Source organism: Pseudomonas sp. UBA6323 (assembly GCF_002439135.1).
GTDB lineage: Bacteria > Pseudomonadota > Gammaproteobacteria > Pseudomonadales > Pseudomonadaceae > Aquipseudomonas.
Genome location: NZ_DJSX01000055.1, coordinates 38,266 through 54,878, shown reverse-complemented (window position 1 = coordinate 54,878; position 16,613 = coordinate 38,266). Strand labels below are relative to the sequence as shown.

Here is a 16,613-nt window from a genome sequence, read left to right as displayed (position 1 = left end):
CGCTGGGGGCAGGGCGCGCCGCCCGGGTTGAGACGTGTCAGGGTCTGCGCGGCGGCAACAGGCGCGGCAGTCGGGCTTCCAGGCGGCGTTTGAGTTCAGCCTCGATCTGCGGCACGAAGTCGTCGATCACGTCCTGCAGAATCAGTTGCGCGGCTGCGCGCAGCTCGCCATTGAGGTGCTGCAGCTCGCGTGCGCTGTCGTGCAGGCGCGGCTCGATGCGTTCGCGCAACGGGCTCGCGGGCGGAGGCTCGGCAGATGCTGGCGCCGGCGCGCTCGACTTGGGCGCCGGCGCGGCGTGGAAGGGCGGCGGTGGGCCGGGCGGCGCGCTGACGATATCGGACAGCACCGGGATGCTGTCCGGATCGAGCGAGTCGATCAGCAGCGGCGGCTCGGATCTGTCGTCACCCAGCAGCTCGCGAATCGACTCCAGGTCGTGCAGCAACTGAGCAGGTTTTTGCGGAGGCTTGGGCGTGTCCATGGCGGTCGGTGCAGCGGGCAAAAGGGCAGAAGTAGCCTGAATTGTGAGCGCCGACGGCCACTAAAGTTCGACGCGCTGCGGATCATACCCGCGCTGGCGGTAGGTGCGGAAATTCTCGCGACAGGCGCTGAGCAATTCGGGTTGCTGGTTGACGATCTCGATGATGCGGGAAAAGCGCTCGACGTGCGGCGACAGGCTGCTGCCGAGGTTGATCAGCACGCCCTGGTCGGCACTCGGCACTTCATCGATACCCAGCACCACGGGCGACAGCGGCGCGTCTTGGTGCAGGTCGTGGGGTACGAAGCGCTCGGCCTTGAAACTCCACAGCAGCTCGTTGAGCTCAGCGCATTGCGCCTCGTCGCTACCTCGGACGAACACCGGCATGCCGGCGCCCCAGGCCTTGAGCGCCAACTGGCAGGCAGCACGCAGACGGCCCGCGGCGTCGCTGGAGGATAGAACGTAGAACTCGATTCTGGGCATCAGGGGCTTCGACGATAAAAAGCGAATGGCGGTGAATGGCATTCTGTAGGAGCGGATTTATCCGCGATAACTCGCGATGAATCGCGAATAAATTCGCTCCTACAGGACGTGGCCGGGCTGCGGCGTCAGGCCTTGGCGCGATCCAGCAGATACTGGGTCAGCATCGGTACCGGACGACCGGTGCCGCCCTTGTCCTTGCCTCCGCTGATCCAGGCTGTGCCGGCGACATCCAGGTGCGCCCAGTGGAAGTTCTTGGCGAAGCGCGACAAGAAGCAGCCCGCGGTGATGGTGCCGGCCTTCGGCCCGCCGATGTTGGCGATGTCCGCGAAGGGACTGTCCAACTGCTCCTGGTATTCGTCATGCAGCGGCAGCTGCCAGGCGCGGTCGTCGGCGGCTTCGCCGGCCTTGAGGATCTGCTTGATCAGCGTGTCGTTGTTGCCCATCAGGCCGGAGACGTTGCTGCCCAGGGCGACAATACAGGCACCGGTGAGGGTGGCCACGTCGATCACGGCCTGCGGCTTGAAGCGCTCGGCGTAGGTCAGCGTATCGCACAGCACCAGACGGCCCTCGGCGTCGGTGTTGAGGATCTCCACAGTTTGCCCGCTCATGGTGGTGACGATGTCTCCAGGGCGAGTAGCGCGACCGCTGGGCATGTTCTCGGCGCAGGCCAGCAGGCACACCAGGTTGATCGGCAGTTGCAGCTCGAGCACGGCCTTGAGGGTGCCGAACACGCTGGCGGCGCCGCACATGTCGTACTTCATCTCGTCCATGCCGGCGGCAGGTTTGATGCTGATACCGCCGGTGTCGAAGGTGATGCCCTTGCCGACCAGGGCGAAGGGCTTCTCGTCCTTCTTGCCGCCCTGATAGTGCATGACGATCATCCGCGGCGGCTGCTCGCTGCCCTGGGCCACGGCGAGGAAGGCACCGGCGCCGAGCTCCTTGAGCTTCTTCTCGTCGAGGATTTCGACCTTGAGGTTCTTGTGCACCTTGCCCAGAGCCTTGGCCTCTTCGGCCAGGTAGCTGGGGTGGCAGAGGTTCGGCGGCAGGTTGCCCAAGTCCTTGGTGAAGGCGACGCCGGTGGCGATGGCGCGGGCATGCTGCAGGGCGCGTTCGGCGTCGGCCTGTTCGGCCTTGTCGACGACCAGGGTGATCTTCTTGAGCGCACGCGGCTCGGCTTTTTGGCTCTTGAACTGCTCGAACAGGTAGGTGCCGTCGGCCAGGGTCTCGACGATCAGGCGGGTCTTGCCGTAAGTATCACGGCCTTTGACCTTGAGCTCGCCAAGGGCGAGCAGCGCGTCGCTGCCGCCCAGGCCCTTGAGCACGCCATGCACGCCTGCAACCAACTTGCGCAGTTGGCGGTCGGATAGATCGCCCTTGCCGCAGCCCACCAGCAGCACGCGTTCGGCCTTGAGTCCCGGCAGGCTGTGCAGCAGCAGGGTCTGGCCCGGCTTGCCGGCGATATCGCCACGCTTGAGCACGGCGGAGAGGGCGCCGTTGCTGGCCTGGTCGACGGCCTTGGCGGCGTCACCAAGCTTGCGGCCTTCGCCGATGGCGACCACCAGGGTCGCGGTTTTCAGGGTTTCCGCACGGGTACTTTTGACGAGGAATTCCATAGTGAGCTGTCCCCAAGACAAAGAGTCGGGTTTGACGGATAATGGCCGCCATTTTTCGAGGGTCCACCCTGCGGTGGGCCGGCAAGTAGGTGCGGCTAGTTTGAGCGTTCGCGCCTGAGCCTGACAACCCTGGAGCGTCCGGTTTGATCGTCTTCCGTTATCTGTCCCGCGAAGTGCTGGTGACCCTCAGTGCGGTGAGTGCCGTACTGCTGGTGATCATCATGAGCGGTCGTTTCATCAAGTATCTGGCCCAGGCGGCGCAGGGCGTACTCGACCCGGGCGTGCTGTTTCTGATCATGGGCTACCGGATTCCCGGCTTCCTGCAACTGATCCTGCCGCTGGGGCTGTTCCTCGGTTTCCTGCTGGCCTACGGCCGTCTGTACCTGGACAGCGAGATGACCGTGCTGTCGGCCACCGGCGTCAGCCAGCAGCGCCTGACCGCTTACAGCATGGCGCCAGCGCTGATCGTCGCGCTGCTGGTTGGCTGGCTGAGTCTGGGCCTGGCGCCGCAGGGCGTGGCCAGCGTGGCGCGCATCCTCAACGAGCAGGATGCCCTGACCGAACTCGATACTCTGGTGCCGGGGCGCTTCCAGTCGCTGCGTGATGGCTCGCGAGTGACCTATTCGCAGGAGCTGTCGGCCGATCGCAGCGAGCTGCGTGGCGTGTTCATGTCGGAGAAGCGCTTCTCCACCGATGGCCGTTCCGAGCGTGGCATCACTGTGCTGGTGGCCGAGAGCGGGCGCCAGGAAATCCAGGACGACGGTAGCCGCTATCTGATTCTGGAAAATGGCTACCGCTATGACGGTGAGCCGGGCGAGGCGGATTACCGCGCCATCCAGTACGACACCTACGGCGTGCTGCTGCCCAAGCCGGAGGTCGCCATCGAAGCCAGCGAGCGTGAGGCGACGCCGACCCGCGAGTTGCTCGGCAGCAGCGACCCGCGCATGCAGGCCGAGCTGCAATGGCGCCTGTCGTTGCCCCTGCTGGTGTTCATCGTCACCTTGCTGGCCGTGCCGCTGTCGAAGGTCAACCCGCGTCAGGGCCGCTTCCTCAAGCTGTTGCCGGCAATCTTCCTTTATATGGCGTACCTGGGCCTGCTGATCGCTGCGCGTGGCGCGCTGGACAAGGGCCGGCTGCCTGCGGCCCTGGGCCTGTGGTGGGTGCATGGCATCTTCCTCGCCATCGGCCTGGCGCTGTTGTACTGGGAACGTCTGAGTCTGTGGTGGGCCAGCCGCCGTGCGCCGACTTCGGAGGTGGCTCATGGCTAAGCTGGATCGCTACATCGGCGCTCAGGTGTTCTTCGCCATTCTGGCGGTACTGGGCGTCATCCTCGGCCTGGCGTTGCTGTTCGCCTTCATCGATGAGCTGGGCGACCTGAACAAGGGCGACTACGGCCTCGGTCAGGCGCTCTGGTACGTATTGTTGACCGCGCCGCGCCGCGCCTACGAGATGTTGCCGATGGCGGCGCTGATCGGCTGCCTGATCGGCCTCGGCACCCTGGCCAGCAACAGCGAGCTGACCATCATGCGCGCTGCTGGCGTGTCCATCGGGCGTATCGTCTGGGCGGTGATGAAGCCCATGCTGGTGCTGATGCTCGCCGGCATTCTGATCGGCGAGTACGTTGCGCCGCTGACCGAGAACCAGGCCCAGGCCGACCGTGCGCTGGCGCAGGGTGGTGGTGCGGCGCAGAGCTCCAAGCGCGGCATGTGGCATCGTCAGGGCCAGGAGTACGTGCACATCAACGCCGTGCAGCCGGGCGGTGTTCTGCTGGGGGTTACGCGCTACCGTTTCGACGGCGAGCGTCGCCTGCTTTCGGCCAGCTTCGCTCGCCGTGCCGAGTACCGTGACAACCACTGGATGCTGAGCAACGTGCAGACCACGCTGCTGCATGAAGACCGTTCCGAGGTGGTCAATCAGCGCGAAGAGCGCTGGGACATCGAACTCAACCCGGAGCTGCTTGGCACCGTGGTGATGGAGCCCGAGTCGCTCTCGGTGACCGGGCTGTGGCAGTACATCCACTATCTGGGCGAGCAGGGGCTGAACAATGCCCGTTACTGGCTGGCGTTCTGGACCAAGGTATTGCAGCCGCTGGTGACTGGCGCTCTGGTGCTGATGGCGATTTCCTTCATCTTCGGCCCGCTGCGTTCGGTGACGCTGGGGCAGCGCGTCTTCACCGGCGTGCTGGTCGGCTTCATCTTCCGTATCGCTCAGGACCTGCTGGGGCCGTCGAGCCTGGTGTTCGGTTTCTCGCCGCTACTGGCGGTGCTGGTGCCGGCTGGCATCTGCGCGCTGGCCGGTCTTTGGTTGCTACGCCGCGCCGGCTGAGTCGCTTGCGGGCAAGAAAAAGCCGGTTCAGTGAACCGGCTTTTTGGTATCTGCTTGGGCTACTTCTTGTGAATGTTCTTGGGTAGCTGAACCACGCGGCTGTCCGAATAGATGTCGTGCCAGGTGCGGCCCTGCTTGTCCCACAGCAGCCAGAGAAAACCCAGGCCGGCGAACAGCCAGGAACCGATGGCGACCACGAAACGCAGCAAGGCCTGCCACAGGTCGATGGCGCTGCCGTCGGCGTTCTGAATGCGCAATCCCCAGGCCTGCATGCCCAGCGTCTGGCCGTTATGCGTCCAGAACTTGGCGAAGAAGGCGAACAGCGACAGCAGTACCAGGCTGGCGAGAATCGGGTCGTTGTCCAGGGCGCCGGCTTCGGCCATCGCCATCAGTGCATCGCCACCATGAATCAGGCGCAGGATGCCCTGTTGGTAGATCAGGGTGACCACCATGATCAGCGCCACGCAGAGCAAAAAGTCGTAGAAGAGGGCCGCCAGGCGACGAATCAGCCCGGCAGTGGGAAAGTCTCCCTGCGGGCGTAGCTGGTGTTTCGGCATGATGGGCTCGCTGTGACGAAAGTGCGCGCCATTCTAACCGCGACTTTTCCCCAGGCATAAAAAAACCCCTGATCGAGATCAGGGGTTCTTCAAAGCAGCGGCAATCAGCCCAGGATCTGAACCTGGTCGGCCTGCATGCCTTTTTGACCTTGCACAGCTACGAAGCTGACTTTCTGGCCTTCTTTCAGGCTCTTGAAGCCGTTACCTTCGATCGCGCGGAAGTGCACGAACAGATCCGGACCGCTTTCGGGAGTGATAAAACCAAAACCTTTCTCGTCGTTAAACCACTTGACGGTACCGTTCTGACGATTCGACATGTCTTTTTCCTTGAAACTAAAGTTGATGACAGCCTCCGAGTATAGAGGGCTGAGACTGGTTGCAAGGAGTAATAGAAGTCGAGCGGGATGTAGCGGATCGAAGTGATCTGCTGCACCAGAGTCACGATTCACGGCGACCCATGCAAACAGTTCGATCACTCTACGCTAACTTTTGCGCAATTGCCAACCCCTGCCAGCAAGGTCGCCAGCCAGGTTTTACGGGGCCTGCCGAGGTGCCGGAAAAGTTTGGCGGTAACCGGCTTGCAACAATTGCCTCTATTGTTCACGCAGATACGAAAAAGCCCGCAAGACCAAGGTCTTGCGGGCTTCGAATCGTGGTGCCCGGGGGAGACTCGAAGCTTTCGCTGTGTGGTGCATGGTTGTGGGGTTCCTGCAATGTGGCTGCCAGGTCATGCCCCTAAATCTGCCCCTAAAACTCGATGCGCCTTTCAGGGCTCAACGCGGCCGGAGTTAACGGAAATCAGCAAATCAAATACGGAAATCAGCAAATCAAATGGCGTTTTCAAATGGCTGCGAGCCAGGCGCAGCAAGGGCTCCGGCCCGGGTTGTTAACTTAACGCATGAGTTAACGCCTCCTGTTAAGGGGGATTTTTTCTGCAAATGAGTTCGGGGGCGGTGTCCGAGCGATTCCGTTTTGGAATATTGGACTACCCCCCCCAAGAGAACACCTCGCCAGTTGGCGTGAATGCGGGGATGGGGTACGGTCTGGGGCCGGCATGGGGCCGATGGAAGGAGTGCTTATGAATTGCCTGGTCTGCAGGGCTGACGCCGAAGCAATACCTACTGGTGGTGATTTCGTAGAACTTGTGTGCCCCAACTGCGGGCATTTCCGGGTAAGCAGAAGCCTGCTGGCCGTTCAACGCGGTCGGTTATTTGATGTGGAGGCAACCCGCCGTGCCCTAGAGCTGATGCCTCGCCGGGATGGCATACCGATGCTGACCACCATCGACGAGGACCTGCTGAGAGAGCAAAGCGTCTAGACTCTCCGCACCGCCCGCCGACCGGCCGCGCATCGGGCAAGGATGGCGACCGGGTTGGGTGCTCAGCAGATGGAGAAAATTGTGTCGTCGAAACTCGAGCAGCAGCGCAAGTTGATTCAGAAACTTCGCGGGCAGCAACGTCAGGCCGAGGCAGCAGGGATTGAAGTCACCACAGAAGAGGCCCTGCGGGCTGTTTGCTTTAAGAAGAACAGAAAGCCCAAGAAGAAGCGCAACGGCAATGTTTGGTCTCCTGTTCTACCTGGCAACTTTGAGGGGGCGAGCCGCTGAGTAGTTGTGGCATTGGCTTATCTAACTCTGCTTCCGCCAGGATTATTCACATCGCAAGTCAGCAGCCGTCTTCTTCGCGTGGCATCCATCGGGACCAAAGCAAAGCACCTGGCAGTTCTCGTCGGTATCCTCTCCACCCTGGAACAGTGGCACCTTGTGATTGAGCTCGAAGCCCTCAGGGAACTCGCAGAGCTTGCCGCAATGGGCGCCGCGACCAAACCCTTAGACGCCTCTCCTGTAGCTTCCTGCCTGTCATACGCCGCTCGCTCAGGGTAGGCGCCTGGCGGATCTGCCTGCCCTGAACCTCCTGCGGTCGAGGCTTGATTGTCCTAAGCCGTGCCATTAGCAATCTTTGCCATGCGGCGGGAACTCGAAAGCATGCTCTATGCGGATGCTGTCGCGTCTGGCCTCAGCGATGAAGAAGCGGCCACCACACGCAAAGTCAGTTGGCCTCTCCTCTCGCGCCTTCCGGCACTGCTCCCTGGCCAAAACTTCCATCCCTTTCCGATCAGCACAGATGCCAAGAGACTTGAGGTGATCATCACCCCAGTAGGGCGCATAGAACTGAGGAATAGAGCGGTGATGCTCAATCGGCTGGGTGTGCTTCGTTCTCTCATAAGCGTGCAACACCATGCACCCAGAGGACTCAGAAAATCCCGCTAGCGCGAAGTTGGTGATTAGCTGCTCTTTGGGCTGGCCATGAGCAGTAATGCAATGTTCCTCGCACAGGCGCATCAGCTCGGGGACGTATTCGGCCAAGGCATCGAATGTGCCCTTCCAACCCGAGAAGACAGGCGCCGAGGCCATCTGCATAAGATCCAGTCCACGGAATCCAACGACTGCGCTAAGCACCGGATTGACGACGATCTTGCACACCTGTTGAAGGTCTCCACTTGGAAGCATTGCTTCAGTGTCGACGCCAATAAGTGCGAGCTCAGGCGTTACGAATGCATTGAGAATGCTCATTGCACATCCTCCAAGGCGTCGTCTTCCTCTTGGTTTTCATCGCTGGTTGCGCTTAGCAGGTTGCCGACTCCGCCTGCCAGCTCTGCGCTTGCATATGCCCCTTGGGGCGTCCAAGTGATGAGGGCGCCGACCACCGCCCCAACAATCCCGCCAATGATCTGACCATTACTACTCATATTTCACACTCCTACATTGAGAAGGCATTACTGTTCCTACGGCATAACGCGTCAAAACCCCCAAATTTGCAGCCATGGCCCGTCCCTCAGTGCTTGGTAATCGGGAGGTGGTCGGCGCTGACAACCATCAAAAATGGGTCGTCTTCGCCGTTCTCTACCAGCACGATGACAGCGTCGGGTTGATCCTTGAGCACACGCAGCACCAGGCCACCTTCCTTGCGCAATTCAGCGATGCGCGCGGCGATCTGTGGATTGCTGGGTGCCGGGTCTTCGCTAGGATCGCGCTGGGCGACAATGCGTACCGCGGTTGCAAGAACTTCTGCTTCACTCATCGCTTCTCCTCCACGCTGGCCAGCAGCTCGGTCAGCGCTTGAAGATCGCCCTCGAGGCGTTCAATTCGCTCAATGGAGTTGGCGATGTAGGCGCAGAGAATGCCGACAGCAGCGGTGACATAGGAGGCATCTCCTAGACCCTCCTTTCTAAACTCCTTGGCCTGTTCGCCAATTCGCCTGATAATTTTCTCTGCGCGCGGTCTGTAGTCGCTCATCACGCACGCCCTCCTGTCTGGCGCAAGGCAATCTCTGCCGAACCTCGAAACAGCCTTACAAGCTCGGTCACTAGTGTCGGCGTCCACGCCCCGGGTGGCAGCTCTAGGCCGTGCGTTACCGTCTCGCCACCAACGTCGGCACAGATGAGGGAAAGCCCATCAGAGCAACGGATCACTTCCACGTCGCTGACAGTCTTACCGCCAGTGCGGCGAGCCACCTCGGTTGCCAGCTTGGCGAAGGCAAGGCGCTCGGCGTCAATCAAACTCGAGTAGTTCATGGCGATCACCAGTTCACGCTATTGAGCCAAGCCACAGAGCCGGCAGCAGGGCGCCAGTTGAGCCAGCGGGTCAGGCGGTAGGCGCTCAGGTTGTGCTGCCAGAGACTCACAGGGGCATCAGGATCGCCGTTGCTGTCGAGCGCCGCGATAGTTGCCTGATTCGAGTAATCGATCTCTAGGCCATCGTCGGCCAGCATCACGCGCCCCGGCTCAATGATCGCGATTTCGCCGTCAGGGATCTCGGCGTGGGTGACATGCCCAATGCCTGCCAGCTCGCCGCCACGCGCGCCGGTACCGTCATAAATCGCCGCCAGCTTCACGCCGTTGCGCGGACTGGTAAGGATCACAGCGCTGTCGAGGTCGCCGGTAAAGGCGTCAATCAGCGCGGCAATGTCGTTTGCAGGGTTGTTCGAGCCGGTGCCGGGAGTCACGCCGGCGAGAATGCCAGCAGGGGCTGAAGCGCTTGCTGCGTCATCAGAGAAGAACGCCGCTGATTCGCCATCCGCCACGGCGCGAATCAGGTCGCGAGAAAGCGCGGACTCTGCAGGCATGGCTGATGCCATTTCGCGCGTTACGGGCAAAATGCCGCTCAGTTTGCGACGCGCCAGCTTTCGAGCGGTGAAGTCCAGCTCGCCGACCGGGATTGCTTGGCCCTCGGCGATGAAACCGACGGACGAGCCGGCGGACTGTTCCAAGGCAGGAAGCTCAAACGGCAGTTTGCGGAAAGGCGATGCAGCGTCAATCTTGCTGATTAGCGAGCGACGCTGCGCCAATTGAAGGATTTCGCGATAGGCCACCCCAAGGTCGCCCGTGATGTTCCCTGTACTGGTGCCGAGCTGCTTCAGCATCGTAAGCACGGTGCCGGAAGTCGCGGCCCCTTCAGCATTAGCCCGGTTACCGTCCGCCCGTGCAAGCTCTTGCAGAGCCTGGATAAGATGGCGCGCGTTGTTGTGCATGTGACTGTTCTCCTGTTTGGATATGCGACCAGCGTCCCACGCCACCCCCAGCAACTCCCGACGACAGCACGCAGGGTTCAACGGTTTTCAACAGCCCTCCGCATCTTCATCCAGGAACTCCGCCAGGTCGCACAGGGCGTAACGCCAGCCGGCCTTCGTCTTGCGGCATGGCAAGCGTCGATCAGTGCCGCGCCAATAGCGCAGCGTCTCCGGAGACCTGTCACACAGCGCAGCTGCTGTGGATTCGCCTACTTCATCGAACGGCCCGACCCAAAGGCCGCGATCAAGGCACCAGCGGCGCAGCAGCTCGACTCGGTCGTCGGTGTCATGGTTGCTCATCGCAGAACCTCCACGTCAGGCCATCGCCAGCGCGCAGCCTCCAGGGCTTCGGGGTAGGTCATCGGTTCACCTATCAGCGTGCAGAGCGGTTTACCGGCGCGGATGATGCGCCAGTTGCTGCGGCGCTCCTGGCCGTCGTTGGCGGCCAGTTCGGCGAGTAGCTCAAGGCGATGGGCCTTGATGTATTTGCGCACGTTATCGGTGAGGCGGCTGGCAGGGGAAACCACCAGGCGCTTGCCGGAGACCTTGGCCGAAAAGCCCTTTTCGGTGAGGTAGTCGATAGCGGCCATCACAGTGCCTCCGAGTCAGATTCGTCGAAGGCCGGCGGCGCGGGGTGGTTGCTCAGTGAAGGGGGCTCACCTGCCCATTCGTGCCCTTTTTCCCCATTCGTGCCCTCTCCTGAGAGTGGGCACGAATGGTTTTCCGAGGGCACGAATGGAGATCTGGGCACGAATGCAGGCAGCGACCAGTAAGAAACGATCTCCTTGCCGAAGCCCTCCCGGACGATATCGACGGCCAGTTTCTCCCGTGCAGATCGCACCTGCTTGGCCGAAAAGCCATTGTTGGCCATCACCCGCTTGGCCTCCTTTCCATCGAGCCGGCCAGCACTCAGAACACGTCGCAGCACCTCGGCCGGATCGTCCTCATCGGGTTCGTCATTGAGGTTGAGCTGTTCAACGTCTGCCAGGATCTCCCTGGCGCTGCCGTCGATCACGTCGCCCCAGGTTGCACGCACAGTCGCGATCCCGCCGTCGATGGTGGTTGGTTCGATCATGTAGGTGCAGCCGCCGTCGTCGGCGCTGATGTTCGACTTGGCCCGCGCCAGCACTCGGTCTTCTTCGCCTTCACGTTTGGCGCTGACCAGCACCATGCGCGCCAGAGCAGTGAATGCCTGGCTACCCAGCACGCGCTCGGCTGGGCTGCTGGCCTGGCTACCTTTGGAGAAGTGCGAGATACCCACCACGGCGGCGCCATGCTGCTCCGCCAGGTTCACGAGAGGCTGCAGCGATCGGCGTACGTCGTTGGCCCGGTGCATGTCGCCGCTCACCGCTGCGACGATGGGGTCGATCATGATCAGGCCGGCGCCGCCGATGCGCTCCAGCTCCCGCGCCAGCAGGTCGCAATCACGGGAAGGGTCGAACGGCTCCTGTTCGCCCAGGTCGTTGATACGGCCCTGCATGATGAACACGCGGCTCAAGTCAGCGCCGGCGGCGATCAGCCGAGGGATGATGGTGTGCTCGGCAGAGTCCTCGCTGGAGAAGATCACCGCGTTCTGCTTCTCGCTGCAGTGGGTACCGTCCGGCCAGCGGCCACCGCTGGTCATGGTCGCGATCAGCCCAAGGGTGAGCGTGGTTTTGCCGTCACCGCCGGCACCGGCCAGGATGGTGAGCATGCCCCTGGGCAACCACTGCGGCCAAAGCCACTGCGCTGCCTTCGGGGTGATGGTCGCGGCGGACACAAGGTTGGCGCGCCAGGCAGGCGCTCCGGCGGGCCTGGGCAGGACGCTGACACCTTCCCACTCCTTGGCGAATCGATCACTGGGCGCTGTCATTGGCCACCCCCAAGCGCTGCTTGGCCAGCTCAAAGCGGGCCAGGTCTTCGGCGCCCAACTGGTGGCCCTGCTGCTGTTGCGCCAGGCCGATCCGGTAGACGGTGCGCTCGTGCTCGATGGCGGCCCTGCTCGGCCCCCGGCGTGCCGGCTTGTCGCCGGGGAAAAGGTCGCGCAGCTCCAGCCCGATCGCCGCGAGAATTTCGCGGGTGGTGCACCCGGCCCAGCAGTGCACCAGCACCTTGCCGTCGTCCGCCTCGCGAACGCTCAGGCTCGGGTCCCTGTCATCGTGGGCAGGGCAGCAGGCTTTCCAGCGTCCGGAGCCTGCTGCTTTCACTTTATCCAGACGGCCCAGCACTTTCTCCAGGCAAGCCGATCCCGTCGGCGCACAGGCGCCGTTTTTCTGAGTCATGGTGATTACTCCTGCTTGGCGGTTGGCCAGAAGCCGGTGGCGGCCAGGAAAGCGTGGCCGGGATGCTCGGCTTCGCGCGCCTCGATCACCTGGCGCTTGATGGCGTGCGTTTGCTGCTCGGCCTGCTCGCGCTCGGTCGGACGCAGATCAACGCGCACGATGCAGACCAGGGCGGCGGGCAGTGCGTCGCGGATCATGCCGGCCAGTTCAAGCGCCAGCACGCCGATGGTCAGCGCGGGCAGTTCGCGGCGGCGTCCGTTGCTGGGGTGGCAGACGGTGACCACATGGCCCAGGGTGGTGCTGTTTGGCATGGTGCTCATGTCCATTGCTCCCGGTCTAACGCGGCATAGCCCCACGCCTCGTTGGCAGTGGCGAAGATCATGGCGCCCATCGCTGCGACCGCATGAGCAAGGCCCATCTGGTCATCGGCGGTCAGGTGATGCTCTGAGGCGTCAGCGCCCATCAGGTTGCCGATGGCTTCCAGCCCCTTGCCGGCGTTGGCCAGTATCTCGACACGCTGCTGGATCAGATCGAATGCTTGGCGATCAGTTAGATGGCTCATTGGGCACCCCCTACGGCTTCCAGGGCCGCCAGGCTCTGGCAGGCAGCGCGGTAGCTGGCAGCGAAGGCCAGCACGGCGTCACCTTGGCAAACGCGCCACATGCCGCCAGCAGGGCGAATCTGCAAGGCGCCGGCATTAGCACGGGCCTCGATTTCACGGGCACGGGCCATCGCTGCGTTGTAGCGAGCCAGGCGGACGGACAGGGAGGAGTTGCTGCGGAGGGCGGCGAGAGCGCGGGCCTTCCAGGCGTCCGCATGCGATGCGGACAGATTGCGGATATGTTTCATGGGCGAAGCTCCTAGAGTTGAGGAGCCATCACCGCTTGCGGCCAAGCAAGGAATGGTGACAGCTGTACGCGGGTTGGCCGACCGGGACTCTAGGCACCCGGCACCCCCGAAGGAGTCCCACGCACAGCCGCCATAACACGATGCAGCGGGCACAAAAAAAGCGCCTGCAATCGGATGGTGGGCGCTTGTGCGCCTAGAAGTTCTCGACCGGCCAAGGTCGGCCACGGGATTGACCGTGACAGGCAAACCATAGCGCCAGGACGGGGAGAACGCAAGCGTGCTCATGCGACCTCCTGGCGGCTTTCGGCGATCCGCTGTTCACACCAGGCGATGACCTCAGCCTCGATCCACGCAACGGACTTCGACCCGAGGGGGACTTGCGCGGGGAAAGTGCCCGCGGCGATGCGCCTGTAGATCTCGGAGGTGGAAAGGGTGGTCAGGGCTTTGACCTCGGCCAGCTTGATAAAGCGGCGGGGGAGTTGGGCGGAGCTGGTAGGTGCGGCCATCGTCTGCGCCTCCTTGGGCGGTTTGGGTAACGATGGCGGCAGGTTATGCGGCGGGGCGGAGCCGTTTTAGGGGCAAACTTTATTTAGTTTGCACCCCATTTCCGAAACCCCCATTCGGTCGGGTCGGTTGTTTTGGCAAGTCGCTTGATTCGACTCTGCAGCGTCTCTAAGTCCACTTCATAAAGGCTCGCTAGTTTTTCTTCTGCCTCGCCGATGGGCATTCCACCGCTGATATATACCTGCCTTAGCAAGATTGCTTCGTCTGGAACCCTCAAGGGGGCGCCCACGTTTCGCTTTCGTTCTAGTGGAAGCGATGCCGCAAAGGCTCGAATTGCACCGGCAGCCCACTCCTTTTGCATGGGGCTTAGAGGTTCGCCAGCCTCGATCAGGCTGGCCACCTCCTCCAGAAAGGCTTTGCTGTTCTCCGTTCTCTTGCGGTGCTGCTCGTCCTCCTGCACGTGCTGTTCCGGGGTTAACGGTTGGTTCACCCGCATCGCTAAGCTCTCCTGATGTTCACCACGTTGGCGCCTGCTCGCAGTGCATCTATCGAATCGGCCCAGGCCTGCATCATTTCCCGGCGCTGCTCGAGGTAGGTGGCGTGGTTGTAGGTGTCGCGGATCTCGTCCTGGTCGCCGTGGGCAAGTTGGCGCTCGATCCAGTCGCGGTTGTAGCCGCGGCCGTTCAGCTCGGTGCTTAGCAGGTGGCGGAAGCCGTGGCCGGTCTGGCGATCCTTGTAGCCGAGCGCCTGCAGCGCCAGGTTCACAGTGTTCTCGCTCATGGGCCGGCTGGTGTCGTGCCGGCCGGCGAACACTAGCGGGTACTTGCCCGTGATTTGGTGGAGCTGGCGCAGGATGGCCACGGCCTGGCGAGGGAGGGGAACGATGTGCGGTCGGCGTGCCTTCATCCGCTCCTTGGGGATGGTCCATGTCGCGGCGTCGAGGTCGAACTCGGCCCAGGGAGCGGCGCGCAGCTCGCCCGGGCGAACGGCGGTCAGGGCCAGCAGCTGGATGGCGCCGCGGGTCAGGACATGGATCTTGGCCGTCTCGACCTTGTCGAGCAGCTCGGGGAGCTCGGCGAAGGTGACGTGCGGGTGATGCTTGGTCGCTGGCGGCTGGGCTGCGATCACATCCAGGTCGGTGGCCGGGTTGTGATCGATCACGCCGCGGGCCAGGCCGTAGCGGAAGATCTGATTCAGCCACTGGCGGGTTTTCTTGGCGACGTTGTGCGCACCGCGGCTCTCGATCTTGCGGACCAGCTCCACCAGGTCGGGCCTGGCTACTGACTCGAAGGGCTTGCTGCCCAGCGCGGGTAGTAGATCCGACTCGAGGTAGGCCAGTGCCTTGGCCGCAGTCGCCGGCGCCCAGCGTGGCGTGCGGTATCGGTGCCACTCCCTGGCCAGGGCCTCGAAGGTCAGCACCTCGGCCAGCTGCGCCAGCTTGTCGGCCTTCTTCTGTTCGCCGGGGTCGACACCATCGGCCAACTGCTGGCGCGCTTCGTCACGGCGTCGCCGGGCTTGCTGTAGCGGGACGGTCGGATATGCCCCTAACGCCAGGCGCTTTTCCTTGCCGGCGTAGCTGTACTTCAGGCGCCAGAGCTTGGAGCCGCCAGGCATCACTTCCAGGTAAAGGCCCTGGCCGTCGGCGAGCTTGTAGGGCTTGTCCTTGGGCTTGGCGGCCTTGATGGCCGAGTCAGTCAGCGGCGTGACTTTGCGGGGCATAGGGGCACCTGCGTAGGGGCATGAAACATGACCTAACTGGATATGCCCCTAAACATGCCCCTAAAACTTTGGGCTTGCAAGGGAATAGGCGGGAACTACAGGCAACAAAAAACCGGCCAAGAGGCCGGTTTATCTGTTCTGGCGGTGCTTTTTGGCACTGCCTGGGAAAATATCGTGGTGCCCCGGGGGAGACTCGAACTCCCACTCCTTTCGAAAACGGATTTTGAATCCGCCGCGTCTACCGATTCCGCCACCGGGGCACGATGGCGGCGCAGTATAGGGATGCACCTTGCGCCGGTCAATCGGCGTTAATGCGGTAATTGGCTATCGATGCGTTCCTGTACCGGCGGCCAATGGCAGTGATGATGGCGCCCGGCTTTTATATTGCGGTTGCAGCTAGAATCGCGCTGTCATCAAGATTGCCGAGTATGGCACTTATATAAATGACCTCGGGGTGAGGCGGTCGTGGGAGAAGGAGTTATCAAAGGTTTGTGCCGGATGCTCGTCACGGGTCTGCTGCTCGTGCCTATCGCTAGGGCCGACACCCTGACCTACGCCGTCACTGATGAAAGTTGGGCACCTTACTGGATAGTCGAGGGGGCTCGGGTCAGCGGCATCCTCCACGAGTTCATGCTTGCGCTGGATGAGCGCTTGCCGGAGTCGCTGCTAGCCAGCCACCCGTTGCCGCCGCTGCGGACGCAAAAGCTCTTTCGCGAGGGGCAGTTGCAGATCGAGTGTTGCGTCAGCAAGAGCTGGCGCAGTGACGCCGAGCAAGTCGAGGTCTCGGCGTGGACGGTGCCGGTGCTGGAAACTGAGGAGATGCTGATTTTTCCTCCCGGCAAGGATTTCCCCTACAGTCATCTTGAGGATCTAGGTGGTCGTGCCATCGCTACCGTGCGCGGCTATGGCTATGCCGGCAGCAACCACTTTCAGCGTAACGATGGCGCCGATGTTCAGGCGCTGATCTACCGCGTTGCCCAGGGGCGCAGCGAGGCCGGCATCCTCGACCGCCTGGAGTGGCGCTATCTGCAACATGTGGACGGGCAGTTGCGCGGGACTCGCTGGCAGGTGGAGGAGGGGCCGACGATTCATCGCTCTCAATTGCGTTTGCGCCTGCACCGAGATCGGCTGGGTCGGCTCGAGGCGGTCAATGCCGCCATCCGCTCGCTGCAGAACGATGGCACCCTGGCGCGGATCGTCGCCAAGTATGCACCGCAGCCTCACGTGGTCGGACAGGGGGAAATCCGGTAAGCTTCGCC

At 62.5% G+C, this 16,613-nt stretch carries 26 protein-coding genes and 1 tRNA gene; 4 read left to right on the top strand and 23 right to left on the bottom strand.

Going from position 1 to position 16,613, the window contains the following annotated elements; genetic code table 11:
- Positions 1 to 37 precede the first annotated feature (37 nt).
- The 3 genes from B3P22_RS12785 to B3P22_RS12775 all read right to left on the bottom strand — a co-directional run bounded on the left by B3P22_RS12785 (position 38) and on the right by B3P22_RS12775 (position 2,571).
- Entirely contained in the window at positions 38 to 478 is a 441-nt protein-coding gene (locus B3P22_RS12785) for a DNA polymerase III subunit chi (RefSeq protein WP_296271217.1), read from the bottom strand.
- A gap of 60 nt (positions 479 to 538) precedes the next feature.
- Positions 539 to 958 carry a DNA polymerase III subunit chi gene (locus B3P22_RS12780; RefSeq protein WP_296271216.1) on the bottom strand — a complete coding sequence of 140 codons (420 nt, stop codon included), beginning with the start codon at positions 956 to 958 and terminating at the stop codon, positions 539 to 541.
- 125 nt (positions 959 to 1,083) lie between these two features.
- Positions 1,084 to 2,571, bottom strand: a complete 1,488-nt coding sequence (locus tag B3P22_RS12775; protein WP_296271215.1) for a leucyl aminopeptidase — start codon at positions 2,569 to 2,571, stop codon at positions 1,084 to 1,086.
- A gap of 143 nt (positions 2,572 to 2,714) precedes the next feature.
- Between B3P22_RS12775 and lptF the strand changes: the two genes are divergently transcribed.
- Together lptF and lptG are read left to right on the top strand one after the other, a co-directional pair.
- Positions 2,715 to 3,839: an LPS export ABC transporter permease LptF gene (gene lptF / locus B3P22_RS12770; protein ID WP_296271214.1), complete on the top strand. Its 1,125-nt coding sequence runs from the start codon at positions 2,715 to 2,717 to the stop codon at positions 3,837 to 3,839.
- On the top strand, positions 3,832 to 4,896 hold the full coding sequence (gene lptG / locus B3P22_RS12765; protein WP_197858394.1) for an LPS export ABC transporter permease LptG: 1,065 nt from the start codon (positions 3,832 to 3,834) through the stop codon (positions 4,894 to 4,896). Before lptF ends, lptG begins: the two co-directional genes overlap by 8 nt.
- A 59-nt stretch (positions 4,897 to 4,955) precedes the next feature.
- Here the strand turns inward: lptG and B3P22_RS12760 are convergent, their stop codons facing one another.
- Together B3P22_RS12760 and B3P22_RS12755 are read right to left on the bottom strand one after the other, a co-directional pair.
- Positions 4,956 to 5,453 carry an RDD family protein gene (locus B3P22_RS12760; protein ID WP_296271213.1) on the bottom strand — a complete coding sequence of 166 codons (498 nt, stop codon included), beginning with the start codon at positions 5,451 to 5,453 and terminating at the stop codon, positions 4,956 to 4,958.
- 104 nt (positions 5,454 to 5,557) lie between these two features.
- Positions 5,558 to 5,770, bottom strand: a complete 213-nt coding sequence (locus tag B3P22_RS12755) for a cold-shock protein (protein WP_003298189.1) — start codon at positions 5,768 to 5,770, stop codon at positions 5,558 to 5,560.
- Positions 5,771 to 6,852: 1,082 nt separating this feature from the next.
- Here B3P22_RS12755 and B3P22_RS12750 point away from each other — a divergent pair.
- A complete protein-coding gene (locus tag B3P22_RS12750; RefSeq protein WP_296271212.1) occupies positions 6,853 to 7,059 on the top strand; it encodes a hypothetical protein in 207 nt (68 codons plus the stop codon).
- Between the two features lie 42 nt (positions 7,060 to 7,101).
- Here B3P22_RS12750 and B3P22_RS12745 read toward each other — a convergent pair whose 3' ends face one another.
- The 18 genes from B3P22_RS12745 to B3P22_RS12660 form a co-directional block, all read right to left on the bottom strand.
- Complete coding sequence (locus tag B3P22_RS12745; RefSeq protein WP_296271211.1) at positions 7,102 to 7,212, bottom strand: hypothetical protein; 111 nt, start codon at positions 7,210 to 7,212, stop codon at positions 7,102 to 7,104.
- A gap of 189 nt (positions 7,213 to 7,401) precedes the next feature.
- The gene (locus B3P22_RS12740; protein WP_296271210.1) at positions 7,402 to 8,025 is read right to left on the bottom strand and encodes a hypothetical protein; all 624 of its coding nucleotides are present in this window, start codon (positions 8,023 to 8,025) and stop codon (positions 7,402 to 7,404) included.
- Positions 8,022 to 8,201 (bottom strand): hypothetical protein, encoded by a 180-nt coding sequence (locus tag B3P22_RS12735; protein WP_296271209.1) that lies wholly within the window; start codon positions 8,199 to 8,201, stop codon positions 8,022 to 8,024. The genes B3P22_RS12740 and B3P22_RS12735 overlap by 4 nt, the downstream gene beginning before the upstream one ends.
- A gap of 86 nt (positions 8,202 to 8,287) precedes the next feature.
- Entirely contained in the window at positions 8,288 to 8,533 is a 246-nt protein-coding gene (locus B3P22_RS12730) for a hypothetical protein (RefSeq protein ID WP_296271208.1), read from the bottom strand.
- Positions 8,530 to 8,748: a hypothetical protein gene (locus B3P22_RS12725; protein ID WP_296271207.1), complete on the bottom strand. Its 219-nt coding sequence runs from the start codon at positions 8,746 to 8,748 to the stop codon at positions 8,530 to 8,532. The genes B3P22_RS12730 and B3P22_RS12725 overlap by 4 nt, the downstream gene beginning before the upstream one ends.
- Positions 8,748 to 9,026 carry a hypothetical protein gene (locus tag B3P22_RS12720; RefSeq protein WP_296271206.1) on the bottom strand — a complete coding sequence of 93 codons (279 nt, stop codon included), beginning with the start codon at positions 9,024 to 9,026 and terminating at the stop codon, positions 8,748 to 8,750. Before B3P22_RS12720 ends, B3P22_RS12725 begins: the two co-directional genes overlap by 1 nt.
- Positions 9,027 to 9,031: 5 nt before the next feature.
- Positions 9,032 to 9,982 (bottom strand): phage major capsid protein, encoded by a 951-nt coding sequence (locus B3P22_RS12715; protein WP_296271205.1) that lies wholly within the window; start codon positions 9,980 to 9,982, stop codon positions 9,032 to 9,034.
- 87 nt (positions 9,983 to 10,069) lie between these two features.
- Positions 10,070 to 10,321, bottom strand: a complete 252-nt coding sequence (locus B3P22_RS12710; protein ID WP_296271204.1) for a hypothetical protein — start codon at positions 10,319 to 10,321, stop codon at positions 10,070 to 10,072.
- Entirely contained in the window at positions 10,318 to 10,611 is a 294-nt protein-coding gene (locus B3P22_RS12705; protein WP_296271203.1) for a hypothetical protein, read from the bottom strand. Before B3P22_RS12705 ends, B3P22_RS12710 begins: the two co-directional genes overlap by 4 nt.
- Entirely contained in the window at positions 10,611 to 11,873 is a 1,263-nt protein-coding gene (locus B3P22_RS12700; protein ID WP_296271202.1) for an ATP-binding protein, read from the bottom strand. The genes B3P22_RS12705 and B3P22_RS12700 overlap by 1 nt, the downstream gene beginning before the upstream one ends.
- Positions 11,857 to 12,282: a virulence-associated protein E gene (locus tag B3P22_RS12695; RefSeq protein ID WP_296271201.1), complete on the bottom strand. Its 426-nt coding sequence runs from the start codon at positions 12,280 to 12,282 to the stop codon at positions 11,857 to 11,859. Before B3P22_RS12695 ends, B3P22_RS12700 begins: the two co-directional genes overlap by 17 nt.
- A gap of 5 nt (positions 12,283 to 12,287) precedes the next feature.
- Positions 12,288 to 12,602, bottom strand: coding sequence for a hypothetical protein (locus tag B3P22_RS12690; RefSeq protein WP_296271200.1), 315 nt, complete (start codon positions 12,600 to 12,602; stop codon positions 12,288 to 12,290).
- Positions 12,599 to 12,844, bottom strand: a complete 246-nt coding sequence (locus tag B3P22_RS12685; protein WP_296271199.1) for a hypothetical protein — start codon at positions 12,842 to 12,844, stop codon at positions 12,599 to 12,601. The genes B3P22_RS12690 and B3P22_RS12685 overlap by 4 nt, the downstream gene beginning before the upstream one ends.
- On the bottom strand, positions 12,841 to 13,131 hold the full coding sequence (locus B3P22_RS12680; protein WP_296271198.1) for a hypothetical protein: 291 nt from the start codon (positions 13,129 to 13,131) through the stop codon (positions 12,841 to 12,843). The genes B3P22_RS12685 and B3P22_RS12680 overlap by 4 nt, the downstream gene beginning before the upstream one ends.
- Before the next feature lie 281 nt (positions 13,132 to 13,412).
- Positions 13,413 to 13,637 carry a helix-turn-helix transcriptional regulator gene (locus B3P22_RS12675; RefSeq protein ID WP_296271197.1) on the bottom strand — a complete coding sequence of 75 codons (225 nt, stop codon included), beginning with the start codon at positions 13,635 to 13,637 and terminating at the stop codon, positions 13,413 to 13,415.
- An 83-nt stretch (positions 13,638 to 13,720) separates the two neighbouring features.
- Positions 13,721 to 14,131, bottom strand: a complete 411-nt coding sequence (locus B3P22_RS12670) for a hypothetical protein (RefSeq protein WP_296271196.1) — start codon at positions 14,129 to 14,131, stop codon at positions 13,721 to 13,723.
- Between the two features lie 2 nt (positions 14,132 to 14,133).
- On the bottom strand, positions 14,134 to 15,354 hold the full coding sequence (locus tag B3P22_RS12665; protein ID WP_296271195.1) for an integrase arm-type DNA-binding domain-containing protein: 1,221 nt from the start codon (positions 15,352 to 15,354) through the stop codon (positions 14,134 to 14,136).
- Positions 15,355 to 15,529: 175 nt separating this feature from the next.
- Positions 15,530 to 15,614 (bottom strand) — tRNA-Leu (locus B3P22_RS12660).
- A gap of 238 nt (positions 15,615 to 15,852) precedes the next feature.
- On the opposite strand from B3P22_RS12660, the gene B3P22_RS12655 reads away from it, so the two are divergent.
- Positions 15,853 to 16,605 carry a substrate-binding periplasmic protein gene (locus B3P22_RS12655; RefSeq protein ID WP_296271194.1) on the top strand — a complete coding sequence of 251 codons (753 nt, stop codon included), beginning with the start codon at positions 15,853 to 15,855 and terminating at the stop codon, positions 16,603 to 16,605.
- The last annotated feature ends 8 nt before the right edge of the window (positions 16,606 to 16,613 follow it).

What these genes read in the sequence shown, in the direction of transcription:
- B3P22_RS12780 (WP_296271216.1), bottom strand. Translation starts at nt 958, where the DNA reads ATGCCCAGAATCGAGTTCTACGTTCTATCCTCCAGCGACGCCGCGGGC.
- B3P22_RS12675 (WP_296271197.1), bottom strand. Translation starts at nt 13,637, where the DNA reads ATGGCCGCACCTACCAGCTCCGCCCAACTCCCCCGCCGCTTTATCAAG.
- B3P22_RS12670 (WP_296271196.1), bottom strand. Translation starts at nt 14,131, where the DNA reads ATGCGGGTGAACCAACCGTTAACCCCGGAACAGCACGTGCAGGAGGAC.
- B3P22_RS12705 (WP_296271203.1), bottom strand. Translation starts at nt 10,611, where the DNA reads ATGGCCGCTATCGACTACCTCACCGAAAAGGGCTTTTCGGCCAAGGTC.
- B3P22_RS12655 (WP_296271194.1), top strand. Translation starts at nt 15,853, where the DNA reads ATGCTCGTCACGGGTCTGCTGCTCGTGCCTATCGCTAGGGCCGACACC.
- B3P22_RS12755 (WP_003298189.1), bottom strand. Translation starts at nt 5,770, where the DNA reads ATGTCGAATCGTCAGAACGGTACCGTCAAGTGGTTTAACGACGAGAAA.
- B3P22_RS12730 (WP_296271208.1), bottom strand. Translation starts at nt 8,533, where the DNA reads ATGAGTGAAGCAGAAGTTCTTGCAACCGCGGTACGCATTGTCGCCCAG.
- B3P22_RS12685 (WP_296271199.1), bottom strand. Translation starts at nt 12,844, where the DNA reads ATGAGCCATCTAACTGATCGCCAAGCATTCGATCTGATCCAGCAGCGT.
- B3P22_RS12700 (WP_296271202.1), bottom strand. Translation starts at nt 11,873, where the DNA reads ATGACAGCGCCCAGTGATCGATTCGCCAAGGAGTGGGAAGGTGTCAGC.
- B3P22_RS12665 (WP_296271195.1), bottom strand. Translation starts at nt 15,354, where the DNA reads ATGCCCCGCAAAGTCACGCCGCTGACTGACTCGGCCATCAAGGCCGCC.
- B3P22_RS12720 (WP_296271206.1), bottom strand. Translation starts at nt 9,026, where the DNA reads ATGAACTACTCGAGTTTGATTGACGCCGAGCGCCTTGCCTTCGCCAAG.
- B3P22_RS12735 (WP_296271209.1), bottom strand. Translation starts at nt 8,201, where the DNA reads ATGAGTAGTAATGGTCAGATCATTGGCGGGATTGTTGGGGCGGTGGTC.
- B3P22_RS12760 (WP_296271213.1), bottom strand. Translation starts at nt 5,453, where the DNA reads ATGCCGAAACACCAGCTACGCCCGCAGGGAGACTTTCCCACTGCCGGG.
- B3P22_RS12690 (WP_296271200.1), bottom strand. Translation starts at nt 12,602, where the DNA reads ATGAGCACCATGCCAAACAGCACCACCCTGGGCCATGTGGTCACCGTC.
- B3P22_RS12725 (WP_296271207.1), bottom strand. Translation starts at nt 8,748, where the DNA reads ATGAGCGACTACAGACCGCGCGCAGAGAAAATTATCAGGCGAATTGGC.
- lptG (WP_197858394.1), top strand. Translation starts at nt 3,832, where the DNA reads ATGGCTAAGCTGGATCGCTACATCGGCGCTCAGGTGTTCTTCGCCATT.
- B3P22_RS12715 (WP_296271205.1), bottom strand. Translation starts at nt 9,982, where the DNA reads ATGCACAACAACGCGCGCCATCTTATCCAGGCTCTGCAAGAGCTTGCA.
- B3P22_RS12680 (WP_296271198.1), bottom strand. Translation starts at nt 13,131, where the DNA reads ATGAAACATATCCGCAATCTGTCCGCATCGCATGCGGACGCCTGGAAG.
- B3P22_RS12740 (WP_296271210.1), bottom strand. Translation starts at nt 8,025, where the DNA reads ATGAGCATTCTCAATGCATTCGTAACGCCTGAGCTCGCACTTATTGGC.
- B3P22_RS12775 (WP_296271215.1), bottom strand. Translation starts at nt 2,571, where the DNA reads ATGGAATTCCTCGTCAAAAGTACCCGTGCGGAAACCCTGAAAACCGCG.
- B3P22_RS12785 (WP_296271217.1), bottom strand. Translation starts at nt 478, where the DNA reads ATGGACACGCCCAAGCCTCCGCAAAAACCTGCTCAGTTGCTGCACGAC.
- B3P22_RS12710 (WP_296271204.1), bottom strand. Translation starts at nt 10,321, where the DNA reads ATGAGCAACCATGACACCGACGACCGAGTCGAGCTGCTGCGCCGCTGG.
- B3P22_RS12695 (WP_296271201.1), bottom strand. Translation starts at nt 12,282, where the DNA reads ATGACTCAGAAAAACGGCGCCTGTGCGCCGACGGGATCGGCTTGCCTG.